Origin of the sequence: Mesorhizobium vachelliae, from assembly GCF_033977325.1 — a bacterium.
GTDB classification, from domain to species: Bacteria; Pseudomonadota; Alphaproteobacteria; order Rhizobiales; family Rhizobiaceae; genus Mesorhizobium; species Mesorhizobium vachelliae.
Window position 1 is genome coordinate 440,807 of record NZ_JAVIIR010000003.1, and the last position, 24,616, is coordinate 465,422.

The 24,616-nt window shown below is 65.4% G+C and carries 22 protein-coding genes; 17 read left to right on the top strand and 5 right to left on the bottom strand.

All coding sequences use genetic code 11. The features are described from left to right. The first annotated feature begins 43 nt into the window (after window positions 1-43). From RFM41_RS09040 to lepB, 9 genes are all read left to right on the top strand, one after another. Window positions 44-2,227, top strand: coding sequence for a primosomal protein N' (locus RFM41_RS09040; RefSeq protein WP_320247332.1), 2,184 nt, complete (start codon window positions 44-46; stop codon window positions 2,225-2,227). 33 nt (window positions 2,228-2,260) lie between these two features. Further along, complete coding sequence (locus tag RFM41_RS09045; protein WP_320247330.1) at window positions 2,261-2,956, top strand: aspartate/glutamate racemase family protein; 696 nt, start codon at window positions 2,261-2,263, stop codon at window positions 2,954-2,956. Between the two features lie 96 nt (window positions 2,957-3,052). After that, window positions 3,053-3,448: an AGROH133_08824 family phage infection protein gene (locus RFM41_RS09050; protein WP_320247328.1), complete on the top strand. Its 396-nt coding sequence runs from the start codon at window positions 3,053-3,055 to the stop codon at window positions 3,446-3,448. Between the two features lie 235 nt (window positions 3,449-3,683). Continuing rightward, entirely contained in the window at window positions 3,684-4,244 is a 561-nt protein-coding gene (locus RFM41_RS09055; protein ID WP_320247325.1) for a F0F1 ATP synthase subunit delta, read from the top strand. Further along, the gene (gene atpA / locus RFM41_RS09060; RefSeq protein WP_320247323.1) at window positions 4,244-5,773 is read left to right on the top strand and encodes a F0F1 ATP synthase subunit alpha; all 1,530 of its coding nucleotides are present in this window, start codon (window positions 4,244-4,246) and stop codon (window positions 5,771-5,773) included. Before RFM41_RS09055 ends, atpA begins: the two co-directional genes overlap by 1 nt. A 29-nt stretch (window positions 5,774-5,802) precedes the next feature. Further along, the gene (locus RFM41_RS09065) at window positions 5,803-6,687 is read left to right on the top strand and encodes a F0F1 ATP synthase subunit gamma (RefSeq protein ID WP_320247321.1); all 885 of its coding nucleotides are present in this window, start codon (window positions 5,803-5,805) and stop codon (window positions 6,685-6,687) included. Between the two features lie 68 nt (window positions 6,688-6,755). Then, entirely contained in the window at window positions 6,756-8,333 is a 1,578-nt protein-coding gene (atpD, locus tag RFM41_RS09070) for a F0F1 ATP synthase subunit beta (RefSeq protein ID WP_320247320.1), read from the top strand. 244 nt (window positions 8,334-8,577) lie between these two features. Beyond that, window positions 8,578-8,985, top strand: coding sequence for a F0F1 ATP synthase subunit epsilon (locus RFM41_RS09075; protein ID WP_320247319.1), 408 nt, complete (start codon window positions 8,578-8,580; stop codon window positions 8,983-8,985). Window positions 8,986-9,094: 109 nt separating this feature from the next. Further along, on the top strand, window positions 9,095-10,057 hold the full coding sequence (gene lepB, locus RFM41_RS09080) for a signal peptidase I (protein WP_320247317.1): 963 nt from the start codon (window positions 9,095-9,097) through the stop codon (window positions 10,055-10,057). Here the strand turns inward: lepB and RFM41_RS09085 are convergent, their stop codons facing one another. Then, window positions 10,058-11,545 carry a mannitol dehydrogenase family protein gene (locus RFM41_RS09085; protein ID WP_320247316.1) on the bottom strand — a complete coding sequence of 496 codons (1,488 nt, stop codon included), beginning with the start codon at window positions 11,543-11,545 and terminating at the stop codon, window positions 10,058-10,060. 182 nt (window positions 11,546-11,727) lie between these two features. On the opposite strand from RFM41_RS09085, the gene uxaC reads away from it, so the two are divergent. Both uxaC and RFM41_RS09095 read left to right on the top strand, forming a co-directional pair. Then, the gene (gene uxaC, locus RFM41_RS09090) at window positions 11,728-13,137 is read left to right on the top strand and encodes a glucuronate isomerase (protein WP_320247313.1); all 1,410 of its coding nucleotides are present in this window, start codon (window positions 11,728-11,730) and stop codon (window positions 13,135-13,137) included. 125 nt (window positions 13,138-13,262) lie between these two features. Beyond that, window positions 13,263-13,595, top strand: coding sequence for a cupin domain-containing protein (locus RFM41_RS09095; protein WP_320247310.1), 333 nt, complete (start codon window positions 13,263-13,265; stop codon window positions 13,593-13,595). Window positions 13,596-13,813: 218 nt separating this feature from the next. On the opposite strand, the gene RFM41_RS09100 is transcribed toward RFM41_RS09095, so the two are convergent. Next, on the bottom strand, window positions 13,814-14,440 hold the full coding sequence (locus RFM41_RS09100) for a LysE family translocator (protein ID WP_320247308.1): 627 nt from the start codon (window positions 14,438-14,440) through the stop codon (window positions 13,814-13,816). Window positions 14,441-14,698: 258 nt separating this feature from the next. Here RFM41_RS09100 and recQ point away from each other — a divergent pair, with 258 nt between their 5' ends. After that, window positions 14,699-16,543: a DNA helicase RecQ gene (gene recQ / locus RFM41_RS09105; RefSeq protein WP_320247306.1), complete on the top strand. Its 1,845-nt coding sequence runs from the start codon at window positions 14,699-14,701 to the stop codon at window positions 16,541-16,543. A 25-nt stretch (window positions 16,544-16,568) separates the two neighbouring features. On the opposite strand, the gene RFM41_RS09110 is transcribed toward recQ, so the two are convergent. Then, window positions 16,569-17,528, bottom strand: coding sequence for a DUF1186 domain-containing protein (locus RFM41_RS09110; protein ID WP_320247303.1), 960 nt, complete (start codon window positions 17,526-17,528; stop codon window positions 16,569-16,571). 81 nt (window positions 17,529-17,609) lie between these two features. On the opposite strand from RFM41_RS09110, the gene RFM41_RS09115 reads away from it, so the two are divergent. After that, window positions 17,610-18,746, top strand: a complete 1,137-nt coding sequence (locus tag RFM41_RS09115; protein WP_320247300.1) for a hypothetical protein — start codon at window positions 17,610-17,612, stop codon at window positions 18,744-18,746. A gap of 67 nt (window positions 18,747-18,813) precedes the next feature. On the opposite strand, the gene RFM41_RS09120 is transcribed toward RFM41_RS09115, so the two are convergent. Beyond that, window positions 18,814-19,269 (bottom strand): MarR family winged helix-turn-helix transcriptional regulator, encoded by a 456-nt coding sequence (locus RFM41_RS09120; protein WP_320247297.1) that lies wholly within the window; start codon window positions 19,267-19,269, stop codon window positions 18,814-18,816. Window positions 19,270-19,420: 151 nt separating this feature from the next. On the opposite strand from RFM41_RS09120, the gene RFM41_RS09125 reads away from it, so the two are divergent. The 4 genes from RFM41_RS09125 to RFM41_RS09140 are packed head-to-tail and all read left to right on the top strand — an operon-like array spanning window position 19,421 to window position 23,956. Further along, entirely contained in the window at window positions 19,421-20,767 is a 1,347-nt protein-coding gene (locus tag RFM41_RS09125; RefSeq protein ID WP_320247294.1) for an MFS transporter, read from the top strand. Window positions 20,768-20,821: 54 nt separating this feature from the next. Continuing rightward, on the top strand, window positions 20,822-22,867 hold the full coding sequence (locus RFM41_RS09130) for an FUSC family protein (protein ID WP_320247292.1): 2,046 nt from the start codon (window positions 20,822-20,824) through the stop codon (window positions 22,865-22,867). A 4-nt stretch (window positions 22,868-22,871) separates the two neighbouring features. Continuing rightward, on the top strand, window positions 22,872-23,081 hold the full coding sequence (locus RFM41_RS09135) for a DUF1656 domain-containing protein (protein ID WP_320247290.1): 210 nt from the start codon (window positions 22,872-22,874) through the stop codon (window positions 23,079-23,081). Further along, window positions 23,078-23,956: an efflux RND transporter periplasmic adaptor subunit gene (locus RFM41_RS09140; protein WP_320247289.1), complete on the top strand. Its 879-nt coding sequence runs from the start codon at window positions 23,078-23,080 to the stop codon at window positions 23,954-23,956. Before RFM41_RS09135 ends, RFM41_RS09140 begins: the two co-directional genes overlap by 4 nt. 46 nt (window positions 23,957-24,002) lie before the next feature. Here RFM41_RS09140 and RFM41_RS09145 read toward each other — a convergent pair whose 3' ends face one another. Further along, window positions 24,003-24,467 carry a hypothetical protein gene (locus RFM41_RS09145; protein ID WP_320247286.1) on the bottom strand — a complete coding sequence of 155 codons (465 nt, stop codon included), beginning with the start codon at window positions 24,465-24,467 and terminating at the stop codon, window positions 24,003-24,005. Window positions 24,468-24,616: the final 149 nt, after the last annotated feature.

Sequence of the window (24,616 nt, forward strand, 5' to 3'; positions counted from 1 at the left end):
GTCCCCTTTGATCTAGACCAAAGTCAGGGCAAGGTCACGCCTGATGATCGAAGATTCGCCCTTTGTCGCAGCCGCGCCCGTGCTAGTGCCGATGCCCGCCGAACGGCCCTACACCTACGCCGTGCCGCCCGGCATGCGCGTGGTGCCGGGCTCGATCGTGCGCGTGCCGCTCGGGCCTCGGCAGGTGGCCGGCATCGTCTGGGACGGCGCGGTCGAAACCGTCGATGCGAGGAAATTGCGCCCGATCGAGGAGGTGTTTGACTGCCCGCCGATCGACAAGGCGATGCGCCGCTTCGTCGACTGGATCGCGCAATACACGCTCTCTGCCCCCGGCATGGTGGCCCGCATGCTGCTCAGAGCCCCCGAAGCCTTCGACCCGGAGCCCTGGATCGAGGGACTGCAGCGCACCCTCGCCGAGCCCGACCGGCTGACCGACGCGCGGAGGCGCGTGCTCGAAACCGCGGAGGGTGGCCTCGCCTGGACGCGTTCGGGGCTCGCGCATGCGGCGGGCGTGTCCTCGACCGTCATCGACGGCTTGCGGGCACAGGGCGTGTTCGAGACGGTGATGATCCCCCCGCGTCCCGTGGTGGCGGCGCCCGACCCCGCTCACGCGGTGCCGGAGCTGATGCCTGACCAGAAAGCGGCGGCGCAGATGCTGCGCGCCGCGGTCGCCGCCGATGCCTTCAACGTCACGCTGCTCGACGGCGTCACCGGCTCCGGCAAGACGGAAGTCTATTTCGAGGCGGTGGCGGCGGCACTCGACAAGGGCAGGCAGGTGCTGATCCTTCTGCCGGAAATCGCGCTGACCCATGCCTTCCTCGAACGTTTCCAGGACCGGTTCGGCGCCAAGCCGGCGGAGTGGCATTCCGACCTGCCGCCCCGGATGCGCGAACGGGTCTGGCGACAGGTGGCCGAAGGCGGCGTGCGCGTCGTCGCCGGCGCGCGCTCGGCGCTGTTCCTGCCGTTCAAGGAACTCGGCCTGATCGTCGTCGACGAGGAGCATGACCCCGCCTACAAGCAGGAGGACCGCGTCTTCTACAATGCGCGCGACATGGCGGTGGTGCGGAGCCATATCGGCGGCTTCCCGGTCGTGCTCGCCTCGGCGACGCCGTCGGTGGAAAGCAGGGTCAATGCCAGCCAGGGCCGCTACCAGCGCGCGGTGCTGTCTTCGCGCTTTGCCGATGCAGCGCTCCCCGACCTGAAGTCGATCGATATGCGGCGCGCGCCGCCCGCGCGGGGCGGCTTCCTGTCGCCGGTCCTGCTTGAACAGATGCAGCGCACGCTGGAGAGACAAGAGCAGTCGCTGCTGTTCCTAAACCGGCGCGGCTATGCGCCGCTGACGCTTTGCCGCGTCTGCGGCCACCGCTTCGGCTGTCCGGTCTGCTCGGCCTGGCTGGTCGAGCACCGGTTTCGCGGCCAGCTCGTCTGCCATCATTGCGGCCACAATGAGCGGCGGCCCGAGGCCTGCCCGGAATGCGGCACGCTCGATCACCTCGTGGCCTGCGGCCCAGGCGTCGAGCGAATCGCCGAGGAAGTGGTGGCGCATTTCCCCGATGCCCGCACCATCGTGCTGTCGTCCGACCTTCTGGGCGGTGTGCGCCGGCTACGGCTCGAGCTCGAGGCCGTCGCCAATGGCGAGGCCGACATAGTCATCGGCACACAGCTCGTCGCCAAGGGGCACAATTTTCCCGGCATGACGCTGGTCGGCGTGGTCGACGCGGATCTGGGATTGGCCAATGGCGATCCGCGCGCCGCCGAACGCACCTTCCAGCTGCTCAGCCAGGTGACCGGGCGCGCCGGCCGCACCGGCAAGAAGAGCCTTGGCCTCTTGCAGACCTACCAGCCGGACCATCCGGTGATGCGGGCGATCGTTTCCGGCGATTCGGAAGCCTTTTACGAGCGCGAGATCGCCGAGCGCGAACGCGCGGCGCTGCCGCCCTTCGGCCGGCTCGCCGGCATCATCATCAGCGCCGCGACACGGGGCGAGGCAGAGGGCCATGCGCGGGGATTGAGACGGGCGGCGGCGCAAGCTTCCGATCTCTTCGTGCTCGGACCGGCCGAGGCGCCGCTGTCGCTGATCGGCGGCCGTCACCGCTTCCGCCTGCTGATCCAGGGCGAGCGGCGCGCCGACATGCAGGGCTTTATCCGGGCCATGCTGGCGAACGGGCCGAAGCTGCGCGGCTCGGTCAGGGTGCAGGTCGACATCGACCCGCAGAGCTTCCTATAAGCGAGAGTGACAGTCCCAACGGAGTGCCCGCTTATGAAAACCCTTGGCCTTATCGGCGGCATGAGCTGGGAATCGACGGCGATCTATTACCGCCTGCTCAACGAGATCGTGCGCGAGCGGCTGGGCGGGCTGCATTCGGCCAAGCTCTTCCTGTGGTCCTTCGATTTCGCCGAGATCGCCGAACGGCAGCATGCAGGCGACTGGGAAGGCGCCGGCTGCCTTCTCGTGGAAGCCGCGCGCAGGCTGGAGACCGGCGGCGCCGAGGGCCTGGTGATCTGCACCAACACCATGCACAAATTGGCCGACGCGGTGCAGGCGGCCATCTCGATCCCGCTCATCCACATTGCCGACGCAACTGGGCGCGCCGTTGTCGCCGCGGGCGTGAAGCGGCCGGCGCTGCTCGCGACGCGCTTCACCATGGAGCAGGATTTCTACAAGGGCCGGCTTGCCGACAAATACGGTATCGAGCCAGTGGTGCCGAACCAGGCCGGCCGCGACATGGTGCATAGGGTCATCTATGACGAGCTCTGCCAGGGCATCGTCAAAGGCGAATCGAAATCCGCCTATCTCGACGAGGTCGGCCGGATGCGGCGCGACGAGCGGGCGGACGGCGTCATCATGGGCTGCACCGAGATCACCATGCTGATCGGCCAAAGCGATTTCGACGTTCCGGTCTTCGACACGACGCGCATCCATGCCGAGGCCGCGGTCGATTTCGCGCTCGCCTGATGTGCGATTCCTAATGTGCCCGCCATCCTCTGGCGCGCTTTCATTCCCTCGCTAGAATGCCTGTGTTTCAGAACAAGAAATAAGAAGGGGGATTTTATGGACTTCGCATTTCCGTGGCCCGCGAGCCAGGGTGAGTGGCTGGCTTGGTCGAGCGCCGTCGTGACCCTGGCCCTCGGCCTGTTCCTGTTCTTTGCGCCAGGGCTTGCGTTTCGCGTCCTGCGTCTGCAGCCAAGGCCGGAGAAAGCGGCGGCGATCGCCGAGGGACGCGGCCGCATGTCGGGCTTCTATCTCGGCGTCAGCCTGTGCTGCATTCTGCTCGCGCAGCCGCTGCTTTATATGGCGCTGGGCTTCTCCTGGCTGTTCACCGCCTTTGGCCGGCTCTTGTCGATGATGTCGGACGGCGCCAACACCCCTTTCAACTGGGTTTCGATCGTGGTTGAATTGGCGCTGGCGGCGCTGCCGCTGGCCTTTGCCTTCGGCTTCGTGCCGTGAATTCGGCGCTTGGGCTTGGCCTTCGCTGCGTGATGCGACAAAAGTGCCTGAAAACCATGCCGGACGATGCATTGCGGTCTTAAAAAGCCTGTGCTAGACGGCAATCGACTTTCGACCGGGGATAGCGGAAGCCGCGCCTCCGTGCTTGGAAAAATGCAGTAAGGTCAAAGATTTAGCCAGAGTTTTCGCTCGCGCCAACAATCTGCGGCCTGTCAGACAAGAGAAAAGACGGTCCGTGGCCCAATCGTCATCGCCAATCTCAGCTGTCGCAGAGCGTTATGCCGGCTCGCTGTTCGAGCTCGCGCTGCAGGAAAATTCCGTCGCCAAGGTCGAAGCCGACCTCGCCGGCTTCGAGGCGCTGCTCAACGGCAGTGACGATCTCTCGCGGCTTATCAACAGCCCGGTGTTTTCAAGCGAGGACCAGGCCAAGGCCATCGCCGCCATCGTCGACAAGGCAGGCATTACCGGTCTCGTCGGCAACTTCCTGCGCGTCGTCGCCAAGAACCGCCGCCTGTTCGCGGTGCCCGGCATGATCAAGGCGTTCCGCCAGATCGCCGCCGAGCATCGCGGCGAGGCATCCGCCGAGGTCACTTCTGCGCATGCGCTGACGGCCGCGCAGCAGACCGAGCTCAAGGCGACGCTGAAGAGCATCGCCGGCAAGGACGTGGCCATCGCCATGACGGTCGATCCGTCGCTGCTCGGCGGCCTGATCGTCAAGATGGGCTCGCGCCAGATCGATACGTCGCTCAAAACCAAACTCAATTCGCTCAAGCTTGCACTGAAAGAGGTCGGCTGATGGACATCCGCGCCGCGGAAATTTCCGCAATTCTGAAAGACCAGATCAAGAATTTCGGCAAGGAGGCCGAGGTCTCCGAAGTCGGCCAGGTTCTGTCCGTGGGTGACGGCATCGCCCGCGTCTACGGCCTCGACAATGTCCAGGCCGGCGAGATGGTCGAATTCCCGGGCGGCATCCGCGGCATGGCGCTGAACCTCGAAGCCGACAATGTCGGCGTCGTCATCTTCGGCAACGACCGCGACATCAAGGAAGGCGACACCGTCAAGCGCACCGGCGCCATCGTCGACGTTCCGGTCGGCCCGGGCCTGCTTGGCCGCGTCGTGGACGCGCTCGGCAACCCGATCGACGGCAAGGGCCCGATCAAGGCCACCGAACGTCGCCGCGTCGACGTCAAGGCGCCCGGCATCATTCCGCGCAAGTCGGTGCATGAGCCGATGTCGACCGGCCTCAAGGCCATCGACGCGCTGATCCCGGTCGGCCGCGGCCAGCGCGAGCTGGTCATCGGCGACCGCCAGACCGGCAAGACCGCCATCATCCTCGACACGATGCTGAACCAGAAGTCGGTGCACGACAACGGCCCGGAGAAGGAGAAGCTCTACTGCGTCTACGTCGCCGTCGGCCAAAAGCGCTCGACCGTCGCCCAGTTCGTCAAGGTGCTGGAAGAGCGCGGCGCGCTCGATTACTCCATCATCATCGCCGCCACCGCGTCCGACCCGGCGCCGATGCAGTTCCTGGCGCCGTTCGCCGGCTGCACCATGGGCGAGTATTTCCGCGACAACGGCATGCATGCCCTCATCAGCTATGACGATTTGTCGAAGCAGGCCGTCGCCTATCGCCAGATGTCGCTCTTGCTGCGCCGCCCGCCGGGCCGCGAAGCCTATCCGGGCGACGTCTTTTACCTGCATTCGCGCCTGCTCGAGCGCGCCGCGAAGCTCAACGACGACAACGGCAACGGTTCGCTGACCGCGCTGCCGATCATCGAGACGCAGGCCAACGACGTGTCGGCCTACATCCCGACCAATGTGATCTCGATCACCGACGGCCAGATCTTCCTCGAGACCAACCTGTTCTTCCAGGGCATCCGCCCGGCGGTGAACGTCGGTCTGTCGGTGTCGCGCGTCGGCTCGTCGGCGCAGGTCAAGGCGATGAAGCAGGTCGCCGGCTCGATCAAGGGCGAGCTCGCGCAGTACCGCGAAATGGCGGCCTTCGCGCAGTTCGGCTCGGATCTCGACGCCGCCACGCAGCGTCTCTTGAACCGCGGTTCGCGCCTGACGGAGCTGCTCAAGCAGCCGCAGTTCTCGCCGCTCAAGACCGAAGAGCAGGTCGCGGTGATCTTCGCTGGCGTCAACGGCTATCTCGACAAGCTGCCGCTCAACCAGGTCGGCAAGTTCGAGCATGGCCTGCTCAGCCACATGCGCTCGGCTGGCAAGGACGTGCTCGACGGCATCCGCAAGGAGAAGGCGCTGTCGGACGATCTGCGCGCCAAGCTCAAGGCCGAGATCGACGCTTTCGCCAAGACCTTCGCTTGAACGAAGCTGGACGGGATCAGGTTTGAAGCATGGCTTCGTTAAAAGACCTTCGTAACCGTATCGCCTCGGTCAAGGCGACGCAGAAGATCACCAAGGCGATGCAGATGGTCGCCGCGGCGAAGCTGCGTCGCGCGCAGGAAGCGGCGGAAGCAGCCAGACCTTATTCCGAGCGCATGGGCGCGGTTCTGGCCAACATCACCCAGGCGATCGGCGGCGGCGGCGATGCCCCGGCGCTGATGACGGGCACCGGCCGGGACGACGTGCATCTGCTCATCGTCTGCACCGCCGAGCGCGGCCTGTGCGGCGGCTTCAACTCGCAGATCGCGCGTCTTGCCCGTGACCACATCCGTCGGCTGCTGGCCGACGGCAAGCAGGTGAAGATCATCTGCGTCGGCAAGAAGGGCTACGATATCCTGCGCCGCGACTATGCTTCGCTGATCCTCGAGCGCATCGACCTGCGCGAGGTCAAGACGCTGGGCTTCGTCAATGCCGATGCGATCGCGCGCAAGGTCATCCACCTCTTCAACGAGGGCGGCTTCGACATCTGCACGCTGTTCTATTCGCAGTTCAAGTCGGTGATCAGCCAGATCCCGACGGCGCAGCAGATCATCCCGGCGGCCCAGGCTTCGGCTGCGGCCGAAGGTGGCAACAGCGGCGGCGCCGTCTACGAATATGAGCCGGAGCCGGGCGAGATCCTCTCAGACCTCATCCCGCGCAACATCGCCGTGCAGATCTTCCGGGCGCTTTTGGAGAACGCTGCCGGCGAGATGGGCGCCAAGATGAGCGCGATGGACAATGCGACGCGCAATGCCGGCGACATGATCAACAGGCTGTCGATCACCTACAACCGCCAGCGGCAGGCGCAGATCACCAAGGAACTGATCGAAATCATTTCGGGCGCCGAGGCGCTCTAGGCACGCGCAAGCGGGGTCCGAGACCTCGCGGCGGCGTGAACAACGGATAGACGAAAAGGGCAAAGACGATGGCGAAAGCAGCTACCCCGAAGACCGCGGCCAAGGAGGCATCGGCCCCGAAGGCGGCAAAGGCCCCGGCAGCAGCCGCGAAGGCCGCCGCTCCGGCGAAGAAGGCGGCCGCTCCGGCCAAGGCCGCGGCTTCCGCGGCCAGCGTTGCGGCCAAGCGCGTCGGCGCCGCCGGCAAGGTCCGCCAGGTCATCGGCGCCGTCGTGGACGTGCAGTTCGAAGATCACCTGCCGGCCATTCTGAACGCGCTGGAAACCGACAATGTCGGCAACCGCCTGGTGCTCGAGGTCGCCCAGCATCTCGGCGAGAACACCGTGCGCTGCATCGCCATGGACTCGACCGAAGGCCTGGTCCGCGGCCAGGACGTCTATGACACCGGCGCTCCGATCTCGGTTCCGGTGGGTCCCGGCATGCTCGGCCGCATCATCAACGTCATCGGCGAGCCGGTCGACGAGGCTGGTCCGGTCGACGCCGTCGAGCTGCGCGCCATCCACCAGCCGGCTCCGGCCTATGTCGACCAGTCGACGGAAGCGCAGATCCTGGTCACCGGCATCAAGGTTCTCGACCTGCTCGCGCCTTACGCCCGCGGCGGCAAGATCGGCCTGTTCGGCGGCGCCGGCGTCGGCAAGACCGTGCTGATCCAGGAGCTGATCAACAACGTCGCCAAGGCGCACGGCGGCTTCTCGGTGTTCGCCGGCGTCGGCGAGCGCACCCGCGAGGGCAACGACCTCTATCACGAGTTCATCGAATCGGGCGTCAACAAGAAGGGCGGCGGCCAGGGCTCGAAGGCAGCGCTCGTCTACGGCCAGATGAACGAACCGCCGGGCGCGCGCGCCCGCGTCGGCCTGACCGGACTGACGGTCGCCGAATATTTCCGCGACCAGGGCCAGGACGTGCTGTTCTTCGTCGACAACATCTTCCGCTTCACCCAGGCGGGCTCGGAAGTGTCGGCGCTGCTTGGCCGTATTCCCTCGGCCGTGGGCTACCAGCCGACGCTGGCCACCGACATGGGCGCGCTGCAGGAGCGCATCACGACGACGACCAAGGGCTCGATCACTTCGGTGCAGGCCATTTACGTTCCGGCCGACGACTTGACCGACCCGGCGCCGGCGACCTCCTTCGCCCACTTGGACGCCACGACCGTGCTCAACCGCGCGATCTCGGAAAAGGGCATCTACCCGGCCGTCGATCCGCTGGATTCCACCTCGCGCATGCTCGACCCTATGGTCGTCGGCGAGGAGCACTACCAGGTCGCCCGCCAGGTGCAGTCGATCCTTCAGCGCTACAAGTCGCTGCAGGACATCATCGCCATCCTGGGCATGGACGAGCTGTCGGAAGAGGACAAGCAGACGGTTGCCCGCGCCCGCAAGATCGAGCGCTTCCTGTCGCAGCCGTTCTTCGTCGCCGAAGTGTTCACCGGATCGCCGGGCAAGCTCGTCGACCTCGCCGACACCATCAAGGGCTTCAAGGGCCTCTGCGCCGGCGACTACGACCACCTGCCGGAAGCCGCCTTCTACATGGTCGGCGGCATCGACGAGGCGGTCGAGAAGGCACAGCGCCTGGCAGCCGAAGCGGCCTAATGACAATTAGCGGACCCGAATTTGCTTCTGGTGATCGGGTCCGTCTTCTTCGGCTCAGTGATGAGTTCCTTTCGGGTCTGCCAGAGGAAGATGTCGCAGAGCTAAACGCTCTCACCGGTCGAGAGTGGACCGTGGAAGAGTGGCACGAAGAACTCGGTCAGCTGGAGATCACCAGCTCTCTGGGTCCATCGGCAACCATACATTTCGTGTGGGTGCCGCCCGAATGGGTTGAGCGGATACGATAATGGCTGAAGCTTTCAAGTTCGAACTGGTCTCGCCGGAGCGGCTGCTCGTTTCCGAGCAGGTCGAGTCGGTCGTCATTCCGGGCGCCGAAGGCGAGATGACGGTGATGGCGCAGCATGCGCCGGTCATGACGACGATCAAGCCTGGCGTCGTCACGGTGAAGGCCGCATCCGGCAAGGAAGACCGCTATGTCGTGTTCGGCGGCTTCGCCGACATCCTGCCGTCCGGCTGCACGCTGCTTGCCGAATCGGCCGTTCATGTGAACGACATCGACCGCGCCGACCTTGCCCGTCGCATCCAAGACGCCAAGGAAGACGCCGCCGACGCCAAGGACGACATGGCGCGCAGCCACGCCGAGCAGTTCCTCGCCCAGCTCACCACGCTGGAAGGCGCGCTGTTGCCGGCCTGACAAAGTCGCTTCTGACCTTCAATTGAAGAGCGGGGCTTGCCCCGCTTTTTTGTTTGCCCCCATTTTGCGTTTGCGAGACAGTCCGCGCTGCTTGTGAGAAGGCCGCCGGATGTCCAACGAACAAGGCTCGCGATCGAGATGGTCGACAGCGCTCGTGTCGCTGTTCGGTGGGCCTTTCGGCGGTTTCCTGTGGATCGGTGCCGGCCGTGCCGCGATCGTCTGGCTGATCGTCGCCAGCCTGGCCTCGATTGCGGTCTGCTATGTCGGGCTGCCGGTTTTCCCAAGCACCAATCTGGCCTGGCTTGTCGATTTCGCCGGGCCCGGCTTGGCGATCCTGTCGGCGGCGATCGTCGTTCCGTTCGCGCGGCGTTTCAGGCCCGACAAGTGGTACGCGCACGGGTTCTGGGTGCTGATCCTGGTCGCTCTCACCTCCTATGGCGCGGCGCTCGCGATCCGCACATTGCTGTTCCAGCCCTTCTCGATGCCCTCCGCCAGCATGGAGCCGACGCTTCAGCTGGGCGATTATTTCTTCGCTTCCAAATACGCCTATGGCTATGGCCGCTACAGTGTCCCCTTCGGACTGCTGCCGGTCGGCGGCCGGGTCCTCGGCAGCCCGCCGAGACGGGGCGATGTGGTGGTGTTCAGGCCGCGCAGCGATCCGGAAACGGACTATGTCAAGCGCATCGTCGGCATGCCGGGAGACCGCATCCAGATGATCGACGGGCGGCTCTACATCAACCGTGCCGCCGTCAAGCTCGAAGATCTCGGCGATTATTCGACCGAAGACATACGCTCGGCACGGCTGCAGCGCGAAACGCTTCCGGAAGGCGTCTCCTATCTGGTGATCGACTATGATGTGAGCTCGGTCGGCGACGACATGCCGGAAATCGTGGTCCCGGCGGGAGAATATTTCATGCTCGGCGACAACCGCGACAATTCCGCCGACAGCCGCTTCACCATGGGCACGGTGCCTTATGCAAACCTGGTCGGCAAGGCGGTTCGCCTGTTCTGGAATTCGAACGGGTCCGACTATGCCGCGCGGCAGGTCGTGAACGGATCGGCGGGCGAGTAGCTACTCGGCGAGCCTGGGCGGTTCATTGCCAATGCCGAGCGCGGCGAACGCCAGCTTCGGACCGCCCTGCTTGAAATGGACCAGATGCGTGGCGACAAGCTCGATCAATTTCTGTCGCTCCGCATGGCCGTTGGCAAAGCCGGCGAGATCGAACACGGCGGCCGTTATCTCCGCTGTCGGCAGGTTGCGGCCGAACACGTCGGCAAGGGCGGCGTCGAGCGGATCGGTGAAATGGCCCTCGGGCAAAGTACCGCCGCGCGCGGCGCAGGCGGCGATCCAGGCGGCGACAGCCAGCGACAGATGTTCCGGCAGCAGACCAGCCTCCAGCCGGGCAAGGGCGGAAACGACGATGCGCTGCGGCAGCTTCTGGCTGCCGTCATTGGCGATCTGCGCGGTGCGGTGGGCGAGCGCCGTGTTGGAAAAGCGTTGGGCGAGCTCGGCCGTGTAGGGGATCGGGTCGAGCCCGGCATCCTGCGGCAGCGTTGGAATGGCCTCAGCCCAGAGCCGGTCCACGAATTGCCGGATCGACGGATCGGCAAAGGCGCGGTCGACGGTGGCGTGGCCGCTGAGCAGGCCGAGATAGGCGATGCCGGAATGCGCGCCGTTGAGCAGCCTCAGCTTCATATCCTCGAACGGGCCGACATCCTCGACCATGGTGACGCCGAATTGCTCCCAAGCCGGCCGCCCGGCGGGAAAGCGATCCTCGATCACCCATTGCCGGAACGGCTCGGTCATCACCGGCCAGGCGTCCTCGAGGCCGAGCTGTTGCGCAACGCGCGCCCGGTCCGCGTCCGTCGTCGCCGGCACGATGCGGTCGACCATGGACGACGGGAAGGCGACCTCGTCGGCGACATGGCGCGCGAGGTCGGCATTGCGCAGCTTCGCGAACTCGATCAACAGCCGGTGCAGCGTGGCGCCGTTGGCCGGCAGGTTGTCGCAGCAGAGCACGGTGAAAGGCGGCGTGCCGGCGGCGCGCCTGCGTGCGAGCGCCTCGGCGAGAAACCCATGCGCCGTCTTCGGCGATCCGGGGTTGGCGAGGTCGTGGACAATGTCGGGGTGAGTGCTGTCGAGCCTGCCGTCGGCCGCCCTGAGATAGGCTTTTTCGGTGATGGTCAGCGTGACGATGCGGATGCGCGGGTCGGCGAGCGCGGCGAGCACTGCGCCAGGGTTCTCCGGAGCGACGAGCAAGGACTGGATCGAGCCGATCACCTGCAGCTGTTCGCCGGCGCTGTCCCGGATCGCCAGCGTGTAGAGCCCGTCCTGCGGCTTGAGCGCATCGCGCGTGTCCGGGCTGCGCAGCGAGACCCCGACGATGCCCCAATCGCTTTCGCCGCCCTCCAGGCAGGCATCGACATAGGCGGCCTGGTGGGCACGGTGAAAGGCGCCGACACCAAGATGGACGATGCCGGGCGCGACGGCGCGGCGGGGATAGCGCGGGATGGCGGCCGGCACATTCGCAATCGTCATGTTCGACAGGCGCTTCTTCATCGGTTGTGAAGTCTCCAATCGCTTGCGGCCAGGCCGCCCGTGACGACGGCAAGATGGGTGGCGGCGTAGCACCCGCCGCCGGCGCCGACAATGGCCGGCGCACGCGTAAGGGGCGCGGCTCTCCATGTGTTGACAGCATTTCTCCCGGACCCTACCGGTGGATCGCCGGAGGAGGGATCGACATGGCCGCATTGACCGATCCGGATCTGCTGTTCGCCGCCGAGGGGCGCGCGCTTTCGCTCGCACGCGCGCTTTATGCCTCGGTTCGGGACCTGCCCATCGTCAGCCCGCACGGTCATACCGACCCGCGCTGGTATGCGCTCAACGAGCCGTTTCCGGACCCCGCGCAGCTGCTCATCGTGCCGGACCATTACATTTTCCGCATGCTGTTCAGCCAGGGCGTGCGGCTAGAGGAACTTGGCGTGGCGACGCTCGACGGCTCGCCCGTCGAGACCGACGGCCGCGCGATCTGGCGGCGCTTCGCCGAGCACTATTACCTCTTCCGCGGCACGCCGACGCGGCTCTGGTTCGACCACGTGCTTGAGCATCTGTTCGGCATCGACGAACCGCTGACCGCGGCCGCCGCCGATCGTCACTACGACACCATCGCCACGCTGCTCCAGCGCGACGACTATCGCCCGCGCGCGCTGTTCGAGCGGTTCAACATCGAGGTGATCGCTACGACCGAGGGCGCGCTCGACGACCTCAGATGGCACCGCATGATCCGCGACAGCGGCTGGGGCGGCCGTGTCGTCACCGCCTACCGGCCGGACGCCGTGGTCGATCCCGATTTCGAAGGGTTCTCGGCCAATCTGGACCGGCTCGGCGAGATCACCGGATGCGACACCGGCACATGGGCCGGCTATATCGAGGCGCACCGGAAGCGGCGCGCCTATTTCAAGGAATTCGGCGCGACCTCGTCCGATCACGGCCATCCGACCGCCGAGACCGCCAATCTCTCCGATGCGGCGGCGCAGGAGCTGTTCAACCGCATCCGCCGCGGCTCGGAGGACGGCCGCGAGCGAAAACTGTTCCGCGCCCAGATGCTGACCGAAATGGCCAAGATGAGCCGTGACGACGGCCTGGTGATGCAGATCCATCCCGGATCATGGCGCAATCATTCGCCTTCCGTTTTCCAGAGATTCGGCCGCGACAAGGGCTTCGATATCCCGATCCGCACCGATTATGTGACGGCGCTGAAGCCGCTGCTCGACTGCGTCGGGCTGGAGCGCGACCTCACTGTCATCCTGTTCACGCTGGACGAGACGAGCTACGCGCGCGAGCTGGCGCCGCTCGCCGGCGTTTATCCGGCGCTGAAGCTCGGACCGGCCTGGTGGTTCCACGACAGCCCGGAAGGCATGCGCCGCTTCCGCGAGATGACCACGGAGACGGCCGGTTTCTACAACACCGTCGGCTTCAACGACGACACGCGCGCCTTCCCGTCGATCCCGGCGCGCCATGACGTCGCGCGCCGCGTCGACTGCGCCTTCCTGGCGCGTCTGGTCGCCGAGCATCGGTTGCGCGAGGACGAGGCGCATGAGCTGGCCGGGGAGTTGGCCTATACACTTGCCAAGAAGGCGTATCGCCTGTGAGCACGCGCCGCCGCGGAACGACCGACCCTTCGATTGGTGGCAAGCAAAAGGCATGACGGGCTTGAGCGATCTTTCCGCCCTGGCGCGGTGACCGTTTCCTGCCAATTTCGAACGGAAGCTGAGCGATGACCGATATCTTTTCCCATGCGGGCGAAAAAGCCTGGGCGCCGACGCCGGACGGCAACAAGCGGCGCGTGCTGGTGCACACCGATGAGCTGATGATGGTCGAGTTCGCCTTCGACAAGGGCGGCGTCGGAGCGCTGCATTCGCATCCGCATGTCCAGGCAAGCTATGTCGCCGAAGGACGCTTCGAGGTCACCATCGACGGCCGATCGGAGATCCTCGGGAAAGGTAGCAGCTTCATCGTGCCATCCAATCGGGTGCATGGCGTCAAGGCGCTGGAGGCCGGGCGGCTGGTCGACAGCTTTGCGCCTTATCGGGCCGATTTCCTGGGCTGAGTGCCAAAAAGAAAGCCCGCGCCGTCGGGCGCGGGCTTGTTGCCTGGGCGCTCATGGCGCCGCCGCGGTACTCAAACATCGCCGCAGGAGTGCAACGGTGCCGCAGCAGGGTAAAGATAGGTTTAACAACCCTCAGAGCCTCCAACCCTTGAAACCCGTCCGCATATCGGCCAATCAGCCGATGGCGATCACGGCAACGTGATCCAGCGCGATGATAGCTAGCGCTGCTGCAGCGCCAGGCGTAGGCCGAGCGCGCAATAGATGCCGCCGACAACCTTGCCTTGCCATTTCAGCACTGCCGGATTGCGGCGCAGGAAGGAACCCAGGCCGCCCGCGCTGACGGCGAAGACGACGGTGCTGAAGAGCCCGAGCAGGACGAATATGATGCCGAGCAGCATCAGCTGCAGCATCACGAAACCGCCTTGCGGGTGCACGAATTGAGGCAGGAACGCCAGGAAAAACAAAGCGGTCTTCGGATTGAGCACCTCGGTCAGGATCGCCTGCCGGAAGGCTTTGCCCGCGGAGATGGGCAGCATCCTGCCCGCCAGGTCGGCCGGCGCCTTTTCGAGAATGGCGCGGATGCCGAGGTAAACCAGATAGGCCGCGCCGATATATTTGACGATGCTGAACAGCATCGCCGAAGCGGCGATGATGGCCGAGATGCCGATGATGGCCATGATCGTGTGGATCACATCGCCCGCGGCGACGCCGGCGCCGGTGGCGATGCCGACCTTCGTGCCCGAGCTCGTCGCCCGCGCGACGGTGAGCAGGGTCGCCGGTCCCGGAATGAAGACGAAGCCGAACACGACCGCGACGTAAGTGATGAGCGTGGCGGAATCGATCATGCGAAGGTTCCTTTTGCGTCGACCGCCGCTGGCAGCAGGCGGCCTGGCGTTATAGCACCGCAGAATACGCCGTCGGAACTCTCCGGCCGATAAGCCAGCGATGGCTTTTCGATGACGGCATCGGCGCGAGGCGGTAGTTTCCCGCAAAGCGCGGTTGTGGCCTGGTGAGGGCTGCGCTACTCCAAGGCATCACGCGGTGAATCACTTGGCTGGTCTTCATATAATCCCGAAAACGACCCTCTGTCCGGTGTCCGCCTGATGCCGGCACAGGCAGCGGGCATCCGGGCCGAGGATCACAAGCGGCGCGTCCTGAAGGACGTGTTCGGCTTCGACGATTTTCGCCCCGGACAGGCGACGGTGATCGAGGCATTGCTCTCCGGGCGGCATGTGCTGGCGGTGATGCCGACAGGCGCCGGCAAATCGCTCTGCTACCAGGTTCCGGCGCTGGTCAAGGGCGGGCTCACCATCGTGGTCTCGCCGCTGGTCGCGCTGATGCAGGACCAGGTCGCCGCCTTGCGCCTTGCCGGCGTGGCCGCCGACACGATCAATTCCTCGCTCGACCGCGACGCCAATGTGGCGGCCTGGCGCCGTGCGGCGTCCGGACAGACGCGGCTGCTCTATATGGCGCCGGAGCGGCTGATGACGGAGCGGATGCTCGACGCGCTGTCCCGGCTCGATGTCGGCCTGATCGCCATCGACGAGGCGCATTGCATCTCGCAATGGGGCCCGGCCTTCCGGCGCGAGTATGAGGACTTGTCGCAACTGCGCGCTGTGTTTCCGCAAGTGCCGATCATCGCACTGACGGCGACGGCGGATGAGGCCACGCGCGCGGATATCGAAGCGCGGCTGTTTGCCGGTCGCGCCGAAACATTGGTGCTGGGCTTCGACCGGCCCAACATCAAGCTGGCGATAGAGCCCAAGCAGGACAGCAAGCGCCAGCTGCTGCGCTTCATCGAGCGCCACCAGGGCAAGAGCGGCATCATCTATTGCCTGTCGCGCCGCAAGACGGAGGAGATGGCGGCTTTCCTGGAGAAGAACGGCGTGCGCGCGCTCGCCTATCATGCCGGCATGAGCAAGGAGGCGCGGGAGGCGAACCAGAACGCCTTCATGAGCCTGTCGGGTGTCGTCATGGTGGCGACCATCGCCTTCGGCATGGGCATCGACAAGCCCGACGTCGCCTATGTCTTCCACACCGACCTGCCCGGCAGCCTGGAGGCGTATTACCAGGAGATCGGCCGCGCCGGGCGCGACGGACGGGCGGCGGAAGCGCATATGCTCTACGGCGCTGGCGACATCCGCACGCGCCGGATGTTCATCGACGAGGAGGATACCTCGCCCGAGCACAAGAGACGGGCGCATCGCCGGCTCGACACGCTGATCGGCTATTGCGAAACGGCGCAGTGCCGGCGCCAGGTCCTGCTCGGCTATTTCGGCGAGGAGGCGCAAGCCTGCGGCAATTGCGACAACTGTCTCAATCAGGCGCCGCGCGCCGATGGCAGCGCCGAGGCGCGCATCATCCTTGCCTCCGTGGCGCAGAGCGGCGAGCGCTTCGGCGCCGCCCATGTCATCGACATCCTGCTCGGCCACGAGACCGAGAAGGTGCTGGCGAGAGGCCATCAGCAACTCGCCAGCTTCAGGACCGGCATCATGCACAGGAAGCCGGTCTGGCTGTCGCTCATCCGGCAACTTGTCGCCGGCGGCTTCCTGGTGCCGGATCCCGACGGCCATGGCGGCCTCGTCATCTCGGAAAGCGGCCGCGCGCTCGGCCGCGGCGAGGTTGCTTTCGAGTATCGGGTCGAGGGCCGGGACCGTCTCGCGCGCGGCAGGAAGCGGGCCGCGCAAGGCTCCGCCATGGATGGCGAGGGCGTCGACGCATCGCTTCTGGCGACGCTCAAGACGCTGCGGCTGCGGCTCGCCAAGGAACGCCAGGTTCCGGCCTATGTGGTGTTTTCCGACCGCACCCTGATCGACATGGCCGAGCGCCGTCCGCGCGACCTCGACGATTTCGCCGAAGTGAACGGCGTGGGCGCCGCCAAGCTCAAGGAGTTCGGCGAGATTTTTCTGGATGCGATCGCGGCGCACCAGGCAGGCGGGTCGGGCTGAGGGAGGCGCCTCTTGCGGCGCGCCATTATTCCAGGTCTGCCAGGCAGCATTTCTTGAATTTCTTGCCGCTGCCACACGGACATGGATCGTTGCGACCGACATGCCGCAAGGGATTTATCGCCGGTTCCTCCGGGCTCGTCCATGGCAACGATGAGGACGACTGCCAGTCTTCCTCGTCATTGCTATCGTCGATTTCCCAATGGCGGAACCAATCCAGCGTTTCAATCACATCGTCGATGTAGCCGAGATCATTGCTCTTGAATCGCTCGATATCGTCCGGCGCCTCTTCGGCTGCTCGAAGGTCCTCCTCGAAATCGCGTCGCTCCAGCACGCCATCTGGAACTCGCCCCTCATTCCATGCGCTATCGACAAGCGGCGCGAGATCGCGCCATCCCAGCATGGCGATCGCCTCGATCCAGCCGACCCAGACATGCTCCTCGTTCTCGGCCATTTTCTCGGCATGGAACCGTTCGAGAAAGAGCCGCATCTGGTCGCGTTCGATGCGCCCGTCCCAGGTGAGAAAGGCAGCGGCGCTCATCAGCACGTCGCGTGTGAATTCATCGACCTTGCGGTCGCCGATGGTGTTGAAAAGAGCTTGGGCATCGCCGTCGAACATGCCCGCGAAGATGCGGGGCAGCGTTTCCGTGATGGCGTCGCCAAGCAGGTCATCGACCTCACGGCCCGGGCGACAGAGCAAACGCAGCAAGGATTGACAGGCCTCGGTGTCGCGCGCGCCGCCAAGAATATGCAAGCCCCGGAAAAGAAGCCTCTCGTCGTCCAACGACAGAACCTCCCCATCGGCGGCCCTTGCGAGAACCGCCCGCAACGCAGGGGCGGCCTCCTCGATCCTGATGGTGCAAACGCCGATTGCGAGATCCGGCATCCGCCGCTCGGTGGCTAGGGCATGCAGGTAGCGGTCTATCGGATAGAGCGTGAAGTCTTCGCTGTCGGTGCTGAGGAGTTTTTCCAGCTCTTCTTTTTTCATCACTCGCCTCGATGGAGCGCCGCTCCGGCGGCGTGCTATCAGTCGTTTAGCCGTGCCTTGTGTCAATGCTGAAGAGCGACAATGAGCGAATACCAATATTACGAATTCCAGGCGATCGATCGTCCTCTGAGCAACGCGGATCGTCAGGTGCTTCGCGGTCTGTCATCGCGGGCCCGGATCACCGCCACCAGCTTCACAAATTCCTACGAGTGGGGAGACTTCAAGGGCGATCCGGACGAGCTTATGGCGCGCTGGTTCGATCTTCATCTCTATTTCGCCAACTGGGGCACGCGCCGCCTGATGATCAAGCTGCCAGCCCGGCTGGTCGATCGGGATCGGATAGACACCTTCCTCGCCGCGACCGACGACGTCATGCTCGAAGACGCCGGCGACAACGTTATCATAAGCATCTCGCGCGACGAGCTGGAGCTCGAATATCTGGACGATGAAGACTCGAGCTGGCTCGCGGCCCTGGCGCCGTTGCGGGCCGAGTTGCTCGCAGGCGATCTTCGGCTTTTCTATCTCACCTGGCTGATGGCTGTCGAAGCCGACGCGGTTGAACCCGGTGAACCGGAGCCGATGCCGGGTATCGGGCCGTTGACCGAGGCGCTCGAAACGTTTGCCGAGTTCTTCGGCATCGATCATGATATCGTCAAGGCGGCGGCCGAGCGAAGCGCGGCAACGGCACCCGATGGCCCGGCGCCGGAAATGGCCCGGCAGGTAATCGAGGCGATGAGCAACGCTGAGAAAACCGGCCTGCTCATGCGGGTTTTCAACGGTGAGTCCAATATGTCCGCCGAGTTGCGGGCCACTGTCCGGGCGCGTCTTGAACCCGAAACGGCCATCTCGCCTGGCTCTTCGCGCACAGCGGCGGATCTGCAGGCGCGGGCCGAAGAAATTCGCCTTGCCCGCAAGCGCGCCGAGGCCGAGCTGGCGGAAGCGCAGCGGCGATTGCAAGCGGAAGCGGCTGCGAAGGCCCGCGACGTTAGGCTCGAGGCCCTTCGTCAGCGGGGTGAAAACGTCTGGGGAGAGGTCGAGATCGAGATCGGGCGGCGCAACCCCGCCGGTTACGACAAGGCGGCGGCGCTTCTTTCCGATCTGTCGGTGCTTGCAGAAAGAGAGGGCAGCACCGAGGAATTCCGTCTCCGGCTTCAGTCGATCCGTGAGCGCCATGCCGGGAAGGGGCGTTTCCTCGAACGTCTGACATTGCTGGGGTAGATGGCGCCCGCCTGAGAGAGGCGAACCGTCAGCGGGGGTATGCCTTCACGATCGGATCACACGACGCTCAGCTCTCGCCGAGCTTGCTGGCGAGTTCCGCCTGGATCTGGCGCAGCACGGCGGAGGCGGTCTCGAGCTCTTCGTCGCCGATCAGCGAAACCAGCTCGTGCCTGAGCTCGGCGAGCACCGCGTTGATGGTCTTCATTCGCGCCTCGCCGTCCTTGGTCAACGACAGGATCTTGGCCCGGCGATCGCTTTGATCCTCCCGCCTGGCGACAAGGCCCTCCGCCACCAGGAGATCGATCAGACGGACCAGCGAAGGACCTTCGAGGCCGGCCTGCTCGGCAACGGCGCCCTGGCGGGCTTCGCCGCCCAATTGCCACAGCGCCAAGAGAGGCATGGCCATGGCGTGGGACAGCCCGCAGCGATCCAGCCGCTCATTGGCGGTGCGGCGCCAGAGGCGCGCCACATTGGTTATGATCTGGCCGATCGTTTCGCGGCTTCTGGACCGTTCATTTTCCATTGCTAATTGTTCGCATACAATCTATTAGGATGCAATCTATATCGGCGAGATGGCGCGATCGGCTCGGTTGTACCCGGACAGATCCGTTCTCACCAAGCCTCCATCCTCAATCCAGGGGCCGGCCTTGGCCGGTTCCCTCGAAGGTGTCTCGATGTCCGTTGCTCTCGACGCGGTGCCAGCAGTCTCTCCCGCCAATCCCCGTTCCCGGGTGATCCTGGCCAGCCTCATCGGCACCACGATCGAGTTCTACGATTTCTATGTGTATGCCACGGCGGCGGTGCTGGTGTTCCCGCATCTGTTCTTCCCCGCCGGCAACGACACGACGGCGCTGCTCGCCTCCTTCGCGGTGTTCGGCGCCGCCATGATCGCGCGACCGCTGGGCGCGATCTTCTTCGGCCATCTCGGCGACCGGCGCGGCCGCAAGATCACACTGGTCGGCGCGCTGCTCACCATGGGGGTGGCGACATTCCTGATCGGCCTGCTCCCCACCTATGCGAGCGCCGGATGGCTGGCGCCGGCCCTGCTGGTGGTGCTGCGCCTCGCCCAGGGCTTTGCGCTGGGCGGAGAGTGGAGCGGCGCGGCGCTGGTCGCGACCGAGAATGCGCCGAAGGGCAAGCGCGCCGTCTACGGCACCTTCCCGCAGCTTGGCGCGCCGATCGGCTTCATCATCGCCAACGGCCTGTTCCTGATCATCGCCGCCATGCTACCCTCGGACGACCCCTCGCGGCCGTCCCTGGCCTTCCTGTCCTGGGGCTGGCGCATCCCGTTCCTGTTCTCGCTGATCATGGTGGCCATCGGGCTCTGGGTGCGGCTGAACCTCGTCGAGAGCGCCGCCTTCGACAACACCGTCCGCGCCGGCAAGGTCAGGAAGGTGCCGCTGGCCTCGGTCGTCAGCACGCATTGGAAAGAGCTCGTCCTCGGCACGTTCTACATGCTCGCCACCTACGTGCTCTTCTACCTGATGACGACGTTTTCGCTGAGCTACGGCCGCGCCGCGCCCTCGGCCGCCGTGCCTGGCCTCGGCTACGACTACACGACCTTCGTGCTGATGATGATCATCGGCGTGGTCTTCTTCGGCGTCTTCACCATGGTCTCGGGTCCCTGGGCCGACCGCTGGGGCCGGCGCCGCACGCTGATATGGATCACCGTCGCCATCGCGCTCTTCGGGCTCTCCTGGGTGCCGATGCTGCACGCCGGCACCACCGGCGTCATGGCATGGCTCATCCTCGGCTTCAGCCTGATGGGCATGACCTTCGGCCCGATGGGCGCGCTGCTGCCGGAGCTTTTTCCGGCCAATGTGCGCTACACCGGCTCAGGCATCTCCTACAACGTATCGTCCATCCTCGGCGCCGCCGTGGCGCCCTTCATCGCCGTGGCGCTCTGGAGCATGGGCGGCGGACCTTTCTGGGTCGGCGTCTATCTTTCGGCGATGGCGGTGCTGACGCTGATCGCCCTGCTGATCGGGCGCGAGACCAAGGATGTCGACATCAACCGCTAGCCAGGACGTACCGCGGCGCCTGCCGGTGGGAGGCGGGTGCCAAGAGCCAAACGCATGACGCTTCCCTCCTGGCAGGACTGGCTGTTTTCGATCAAGGCGTTCCTCGCCTCGATGCTGGCGCTCTACATAGCGCTGTCCTTCGACCTGCCGCGCCCCTACTGGGCCATGGCCGCCGTCTATGTCGTGGCCAATCCGCTTGCCGGCGCTACCTCGTCCAAGGGGCTCTACCGGGCGCTCGGCACGCTGATCGGTGCCGCCGGGTCCGTCTTCCTTTTGCCGACCTTCGTCAATTCGCCGCTCCTGATGAGCATCGTCGTCGCGCTGTGGACCGGGGTGCTGCTCTATATCTCGATGCTCGACCGCACGCCGCGCAGCTATGTCTTCATGCTCGCCGGCTATTCGCTGCCGCTGATCGCGCTGCCTGCCGTCGATGCGCCGCAGACGATCTTCGACATCGCCTCGGCCCGCAGCCAGGAGATCATCCTCGGTATCGTCTGCGCCAGCGTGGTGGCGCAGCTGGTGTTCCCGATAGGGCTGTCATCGCTGATGTCGTCGCGCATCTCCAACTGGCTCGGCGACGCTGCCCAGTGGGCCGGCGAGATCCTGCGCGGCGAAGGCATGGCGCGGCCGGCGCCTCCAGTGCGGCAGAAACTGGCGTCCGACATTTCCGGCTTCGATATCCTCATCAGCCAGCTCGGATATGATCACCAAACGCACGGGCTTACGCGACAGGCGCGGCAATTGCGCGGACGCCTCATGCTGCTGCTTCCCCTGCTTTCCTCGCTCGATGACCGGCTCCATGAACTGAGATCGCAGGACCGGGTGCTGCGCGACGACCTCATCGCCCTGCTCGACGATGTCGGGGCCTGGCTCCAGGCCGTCGCCGATCCGGAACGCGCCGTCGCGCTGCGCTCCCGCATCGCCGACCTGCGACCGCCTGCCTACGCCGTCGACTGGCGCAGCCTGATCCTCGACAGCGCGCTCGCCCGACTGCGCGAGATCGTCGATGCCTGGCACGACTGCCTGATCCTGAAGAAGCAGATCGCGACCGGCGAATCCAATGGCGAAAGGCTCGCCTTCCGCCGGCGTCGCACCTTCTCGCGCGTCCGCCATCACGATTATGGAATGCTGTCATTCTATGTCGCTTCGGTGATCGTCGCCGTGCTGATCGCCAGCGCCCTGTGGATCTATTCGGGCTGGGCCGAAGGCTCTGGATTCGTGCTCATGGTGGCGGTCGCCTGCTCGTTCTTCGCGGCGACCGACCGGCCCGCGCCGCTGCTCCTGTCGATGTTCACTTGGTGCACGGTGAGCCTTGTGGTCACCGCGGCCTACCAGTTCGCCATCCTGCCGTCGATCCAGAGCTTCCCCTTGCTGGTTCTGGCGCTGGCGCCGCCGTTCCTGGTGCTCGGCACGCTCATTCCGAGGCCCCAGCTCAACATGCTGGCCATGCTGCTCACGGTGAACACGGCATCGTTCATTGCGCTGAGCGACCGGTTTTCCGCCGATTTCACCTCCTTCGCGGGCGGCGGGCTCGCCGCGCTCGCCGGCGTCGGTTTCGCGCTCGTGTGGACGCTGGTGGTCCGGCCGTTCGGCGGCGAGATCGCTGCCCGGCGCCTGGTGCATGCCGGCTGGTCCGACCTTGCCCAACTCGCCGCCGGCGAGCGCGCCGAGGACCAGCGCCGGCTCGCGGGGCGCATGCTCGATCGCCTCGGGCAGCTCGTTCCGCGGCTGGCGTCCATGGAAAACAAGGAGCTGTCGGCGATCGACGGCTACGCGGAAATCAGGCTGGGCCTCAACATCGTGGAGCTGCAGCGGCTGCGCGGCCGCCTCACCTGGGACGAAAGGACAGCGGTCGGCGACGTTCTTTCTGCCATTGCCCAGCTGTTCAAGGAGCGTATTCGCGCCGGCGCGCCCGTTCCGGCGTCGCCACGCTTGCGCGAGCGCATCGATGCCGCGCTTGCCGTCGTCGCGGGCCGCCAGGCCGCGCCGGCGCGGCGATCCGCCGACGCGCTGGTGGGGCTGCGGCGCGCGCTGTTTCGCAACGCCGCGCCGCCCGTTCATTCGACAATGCCGGAGCCGATGCTCCTGGTCGCGGAGTAGACAGATGCACAACGACATCAGCATTGGCGGCGTCTATCTGCCGGGACTGCTGGTCACGATGCTGGCGGCCTTCGTCGTGGCGCGGGTCGTCTGGCAGATGCTGTCGTGGACCGGCCTCTATTCGCTCGTCTGGCACCGGGCGCTTTTCAACCTCGCGCTGTACATCCTCATTCTCGGGGCAATGTACTCGCTCTCGGATCGGCTGTTCTCATGAAATATCGTCTTCTTCGACTGACCGGCAGGGTCCTCGTCACGGCCGCCGTCGTCGCCGTCGCCTGCGTCGCCGCCTGGAAGCTTTGGGACGACAACATGAACGCGCCATGGACGCGGGACGCGCATGTGCGCGCCGATATTGTCGGCGTCACGCCCGACGTTTCAGGCCTCGTGGCCGAGGTGCTGGTCAAGGACAACCAGACGGTCAGGAAGGGCGATGTGCTGTTCCAGGTCGATCGCCAGCGCTTCGCCGTCGCGCTGGCGCAGGCTCAGGCGGTGGTCGAGGGCCGGCAGGCGACGCTCGACCAGGCGAGGAGAAACCTGGAGCGTCTGAAGCGCCTGACGGCCTCGGCGGTCAGCGTCCAGCAGATCGAGGAGGCGCAGTCGAACGTGGCCGAGGCGGAGTCGGAAAGCCTGCAGGCAAGTGCCGCGCGCGACTTGGCGCAACTGAACCTCGACCGCGCGGAGGTCAGGGCGCCGGTCAACGGCATCATCACCAATCTCAGCCTTCGCCCCGGTGACTATGTCACGACAGGCGCGGCCACGATGGCGCTGGTCGACACCGACACGGTCCGCATCGACGGCTATTTCGAGGAGACGAAGCTGCCGCGCATCGAGGTCGGCGCCAGAGCGTCGATCAGGCCGATGGGATGGAAATCGTCGCTTTCGGGCCATGTCGCAAGCATCGCCGCCGGCATCGAGGACCGCGAGCGCGCCTCCGGGACGCTGCTGGCGGACATCAACCCGACCTTCACCTGGGTGCGGCTGGCGCAGCGCGTTCCCGTGCACATCGTCCTCGACGGCGACGCCGCCACGAAGGCAAGGCTGGTTGTGGGAACCTCCGCGACGGTCACCATCCGCGCGGCCGCCGAGTGAAGGCGAGAAGCCAAATCATCGAACGGATTGAGGGACAACGAGTCGGCTAGCGCCAGAGGCATACCCGGACGTCCTTCCCGACATAGCAAGCGCCTTCACGGCGAAGTTCTCCCCAATCTGCTCCCTCGCCATGCGTGCCGTGAATATCCGCATTCGCATAGCCTGCCCAAACATCGCCGTCCTTGTACACGACCGCCCAGTAATCCTTGGACATCTCACCGGCACCGCTATTCGTGTCGGGATAGTCGATGCCTGCAAAAACCTGGTTGGGGCCCTGGATGTTGAAATCGCCGCCCTTCTCGATCTGGTAGGAGCATTTTCCGGAGATGCGGGTCTCACCGTGAACGACCAGCAGGCAACGGCCCCATTTGTAGCCGCTCGGCAGACGATGCTGCGCCGCATGCGCAGGGGAAAAGGAAAACGCAATTGCAAGGGCGACCGCGATCGTTGGCCCGGCCGACAGGCAATCGAAAAACCGGCCGAACCCTGTTGCATTCCACCCAGAGCGCATGTCGGACGGCCCTCCGCAGATTGATCCCCTGAGATCATATGACTATCGACCTTGGTCGGATTTTTGTCACGCGACTGTGCGCTGCTTCACGGCCGGAGTATGGATCGACCGAGACGCGTAGTCTGGACTGAGGCATTTTAAGTGGGGGG

What these genes read in the sequence shown, in the direction of transcription:
- RFM41_RS09040 (WP_320247332.1), top strand. Translation starts at nt 44, where the DNA reads ATGATCGAAGATTCGCCCTTTGTCGCAGCCGCGCCCGTGCTAGTGCCG.
- RFM41_RS09045 (WP_320247330.1), top strand. Translation starts at nt 2,261, where the DNA reads ATGAAAACCCTTGGCCTTATCGGCGGCATGAGCTGGGAATCGACGGCG.
- RFM41_RS09050 (WP_320247328.1), top strand. Translation starts at nt 3,053, where the DNA reads ATGGACTTCGCATTTCCGTGGCCCGCGAGCCAGGGTGAGTGGCTGGCT.
- atpA (WP_320247323.1), top strand. Translation starts at nt 4,244, where the DNA reads ATGGACATCCGCGCCGCGGAAATTTCCGCAATTCTGAAAGACCAGATC.
- RFM41_RS09065 (WP_320247321.1), top strand. Translation starts at nt 5,803, where the DNA reads ATGGCTTCGTTAAAAGACCTTCGTAACCGTATCGCCTCGGTCAAGGCG.
- atpD (WP_320247320.1), top strand. Translation starts at nt 6,756, where the DNA reads ATGGCGAAAGCAGCTACCCCGAAGACCGCGGCCAAGGAGGCATCGGCC.
- RFM41_RS09075 (WP_320247319.1), top strand. Translation starts at nt 8,578, where the DNA reads ATGGCTGAAGCTTTCAAGTTCGAACTGGTCTCGCCGGAGCGGCTGCTC.
- lepB (WP_320247317.1), top strand. Translation starts at nt 9,095, where the DNA reads ATGTCCAACGAACAAGGCTCGCGATCGAGATGGTCGACAGCGCTCGTG.
- RFM41_RS09085 (WP_320247316.1), bottom strand. Translation starts at nt 11,545, where the DNA reads ATGAAGAAGCGCCTGTCGAACATGACGATTGCGAATGTGCCGGCCGCC.
- uxaC (WP_320247313.1), top strand. Translation starts at nt 11,728, where the DNA reads ATGGCCGCATTGACCGATCCGGATCTGCTGTTCGCCGCCGAGGGGCGC.
- RFM41_RS09095 (WP_320247310.1), top strand. Translation starts at nt 13,263, where the DNA reads ATGACCGATATCTTTTCCCATGCGGGCGAAAAAGCCTGGGCGCCGACG.
- RFM41_RS09100 (WP_320247308.1), bottom strand. Translation starts at nt 14,440, where the DNA reads ATGATCGATTCCGCCACGCTCATCACTTACGTCGCGGTCGTGTTCGGC.
- recQ (WP_320247306.1), top strand. Translation starts at nt 14,699, where the DNA reads ATGCCGGCACAGGCAGCGGGCATCCGGGCCGAGGATCACAAGCGGCGC.
- RFM41_RS09110 (WP_320247303.1), bottom strand. Translation starts at nt 17,528, where the DNA reads ATGAAAAAAGAAGAGCTGGAAAAACTCCTCAGCACCGACAGCGAAGAC.
- RFM41_RS09115 (WP_320247300.1), top strand. Translation starts at nt 17,610, where the DNA reads ATGAGCGAATACCAATATTACGAATTCCAGGCGATCGATCGTCCTCTG.
- RFM41_RS09120 (WP_320247297.1), bottom strand. Translation starts at nt 19,269, where the DNA reads ATGGAAAATGAACGGTCCAGAAGCCGCGAAACGATCGGCCAGATCATA.
- RFM41_RS09125 (WP_320247294.1), top strand. Translation starts at nt 19,421, where the DNA reads ATGTCCGTTGCTCTCGACGCGGTGCCAGCAGTCTCTCCCGCCAATCCC.
- RFM41_RS09130 (WP_320247292.1), top strand. Translation starts at nt 20,822, where the DNA reads ATGACGCTTCCCTCCTGGCAGGACTGGCTGTTTTCGATCAAGGCGTTC.
- RFM41_RS09135 (WP_320247290.1), top strand. Translation starts at nt 22,872, where the DNA reads ATGCACAACGACATCAGCATTGGCGGCGTCTATCTGCCGGGACTGCTG.
- RFM41_RS09140 (WP_320247289.1), top strand. Translation starts at nt 23,078, where the DNA reads ATGAAATATCGTCTTCTTCGACTGACCGGCAGGGTCCTCGTCACGGCC.
- RFM41_RS09145 (WP_320247286.1), bottom strand. Translation starts at nt 24,467, where the DNA reads ATGCGCTCTGGGTGGAATGCAACAGGGTTCGGCCGGTTTTTCGATTGC.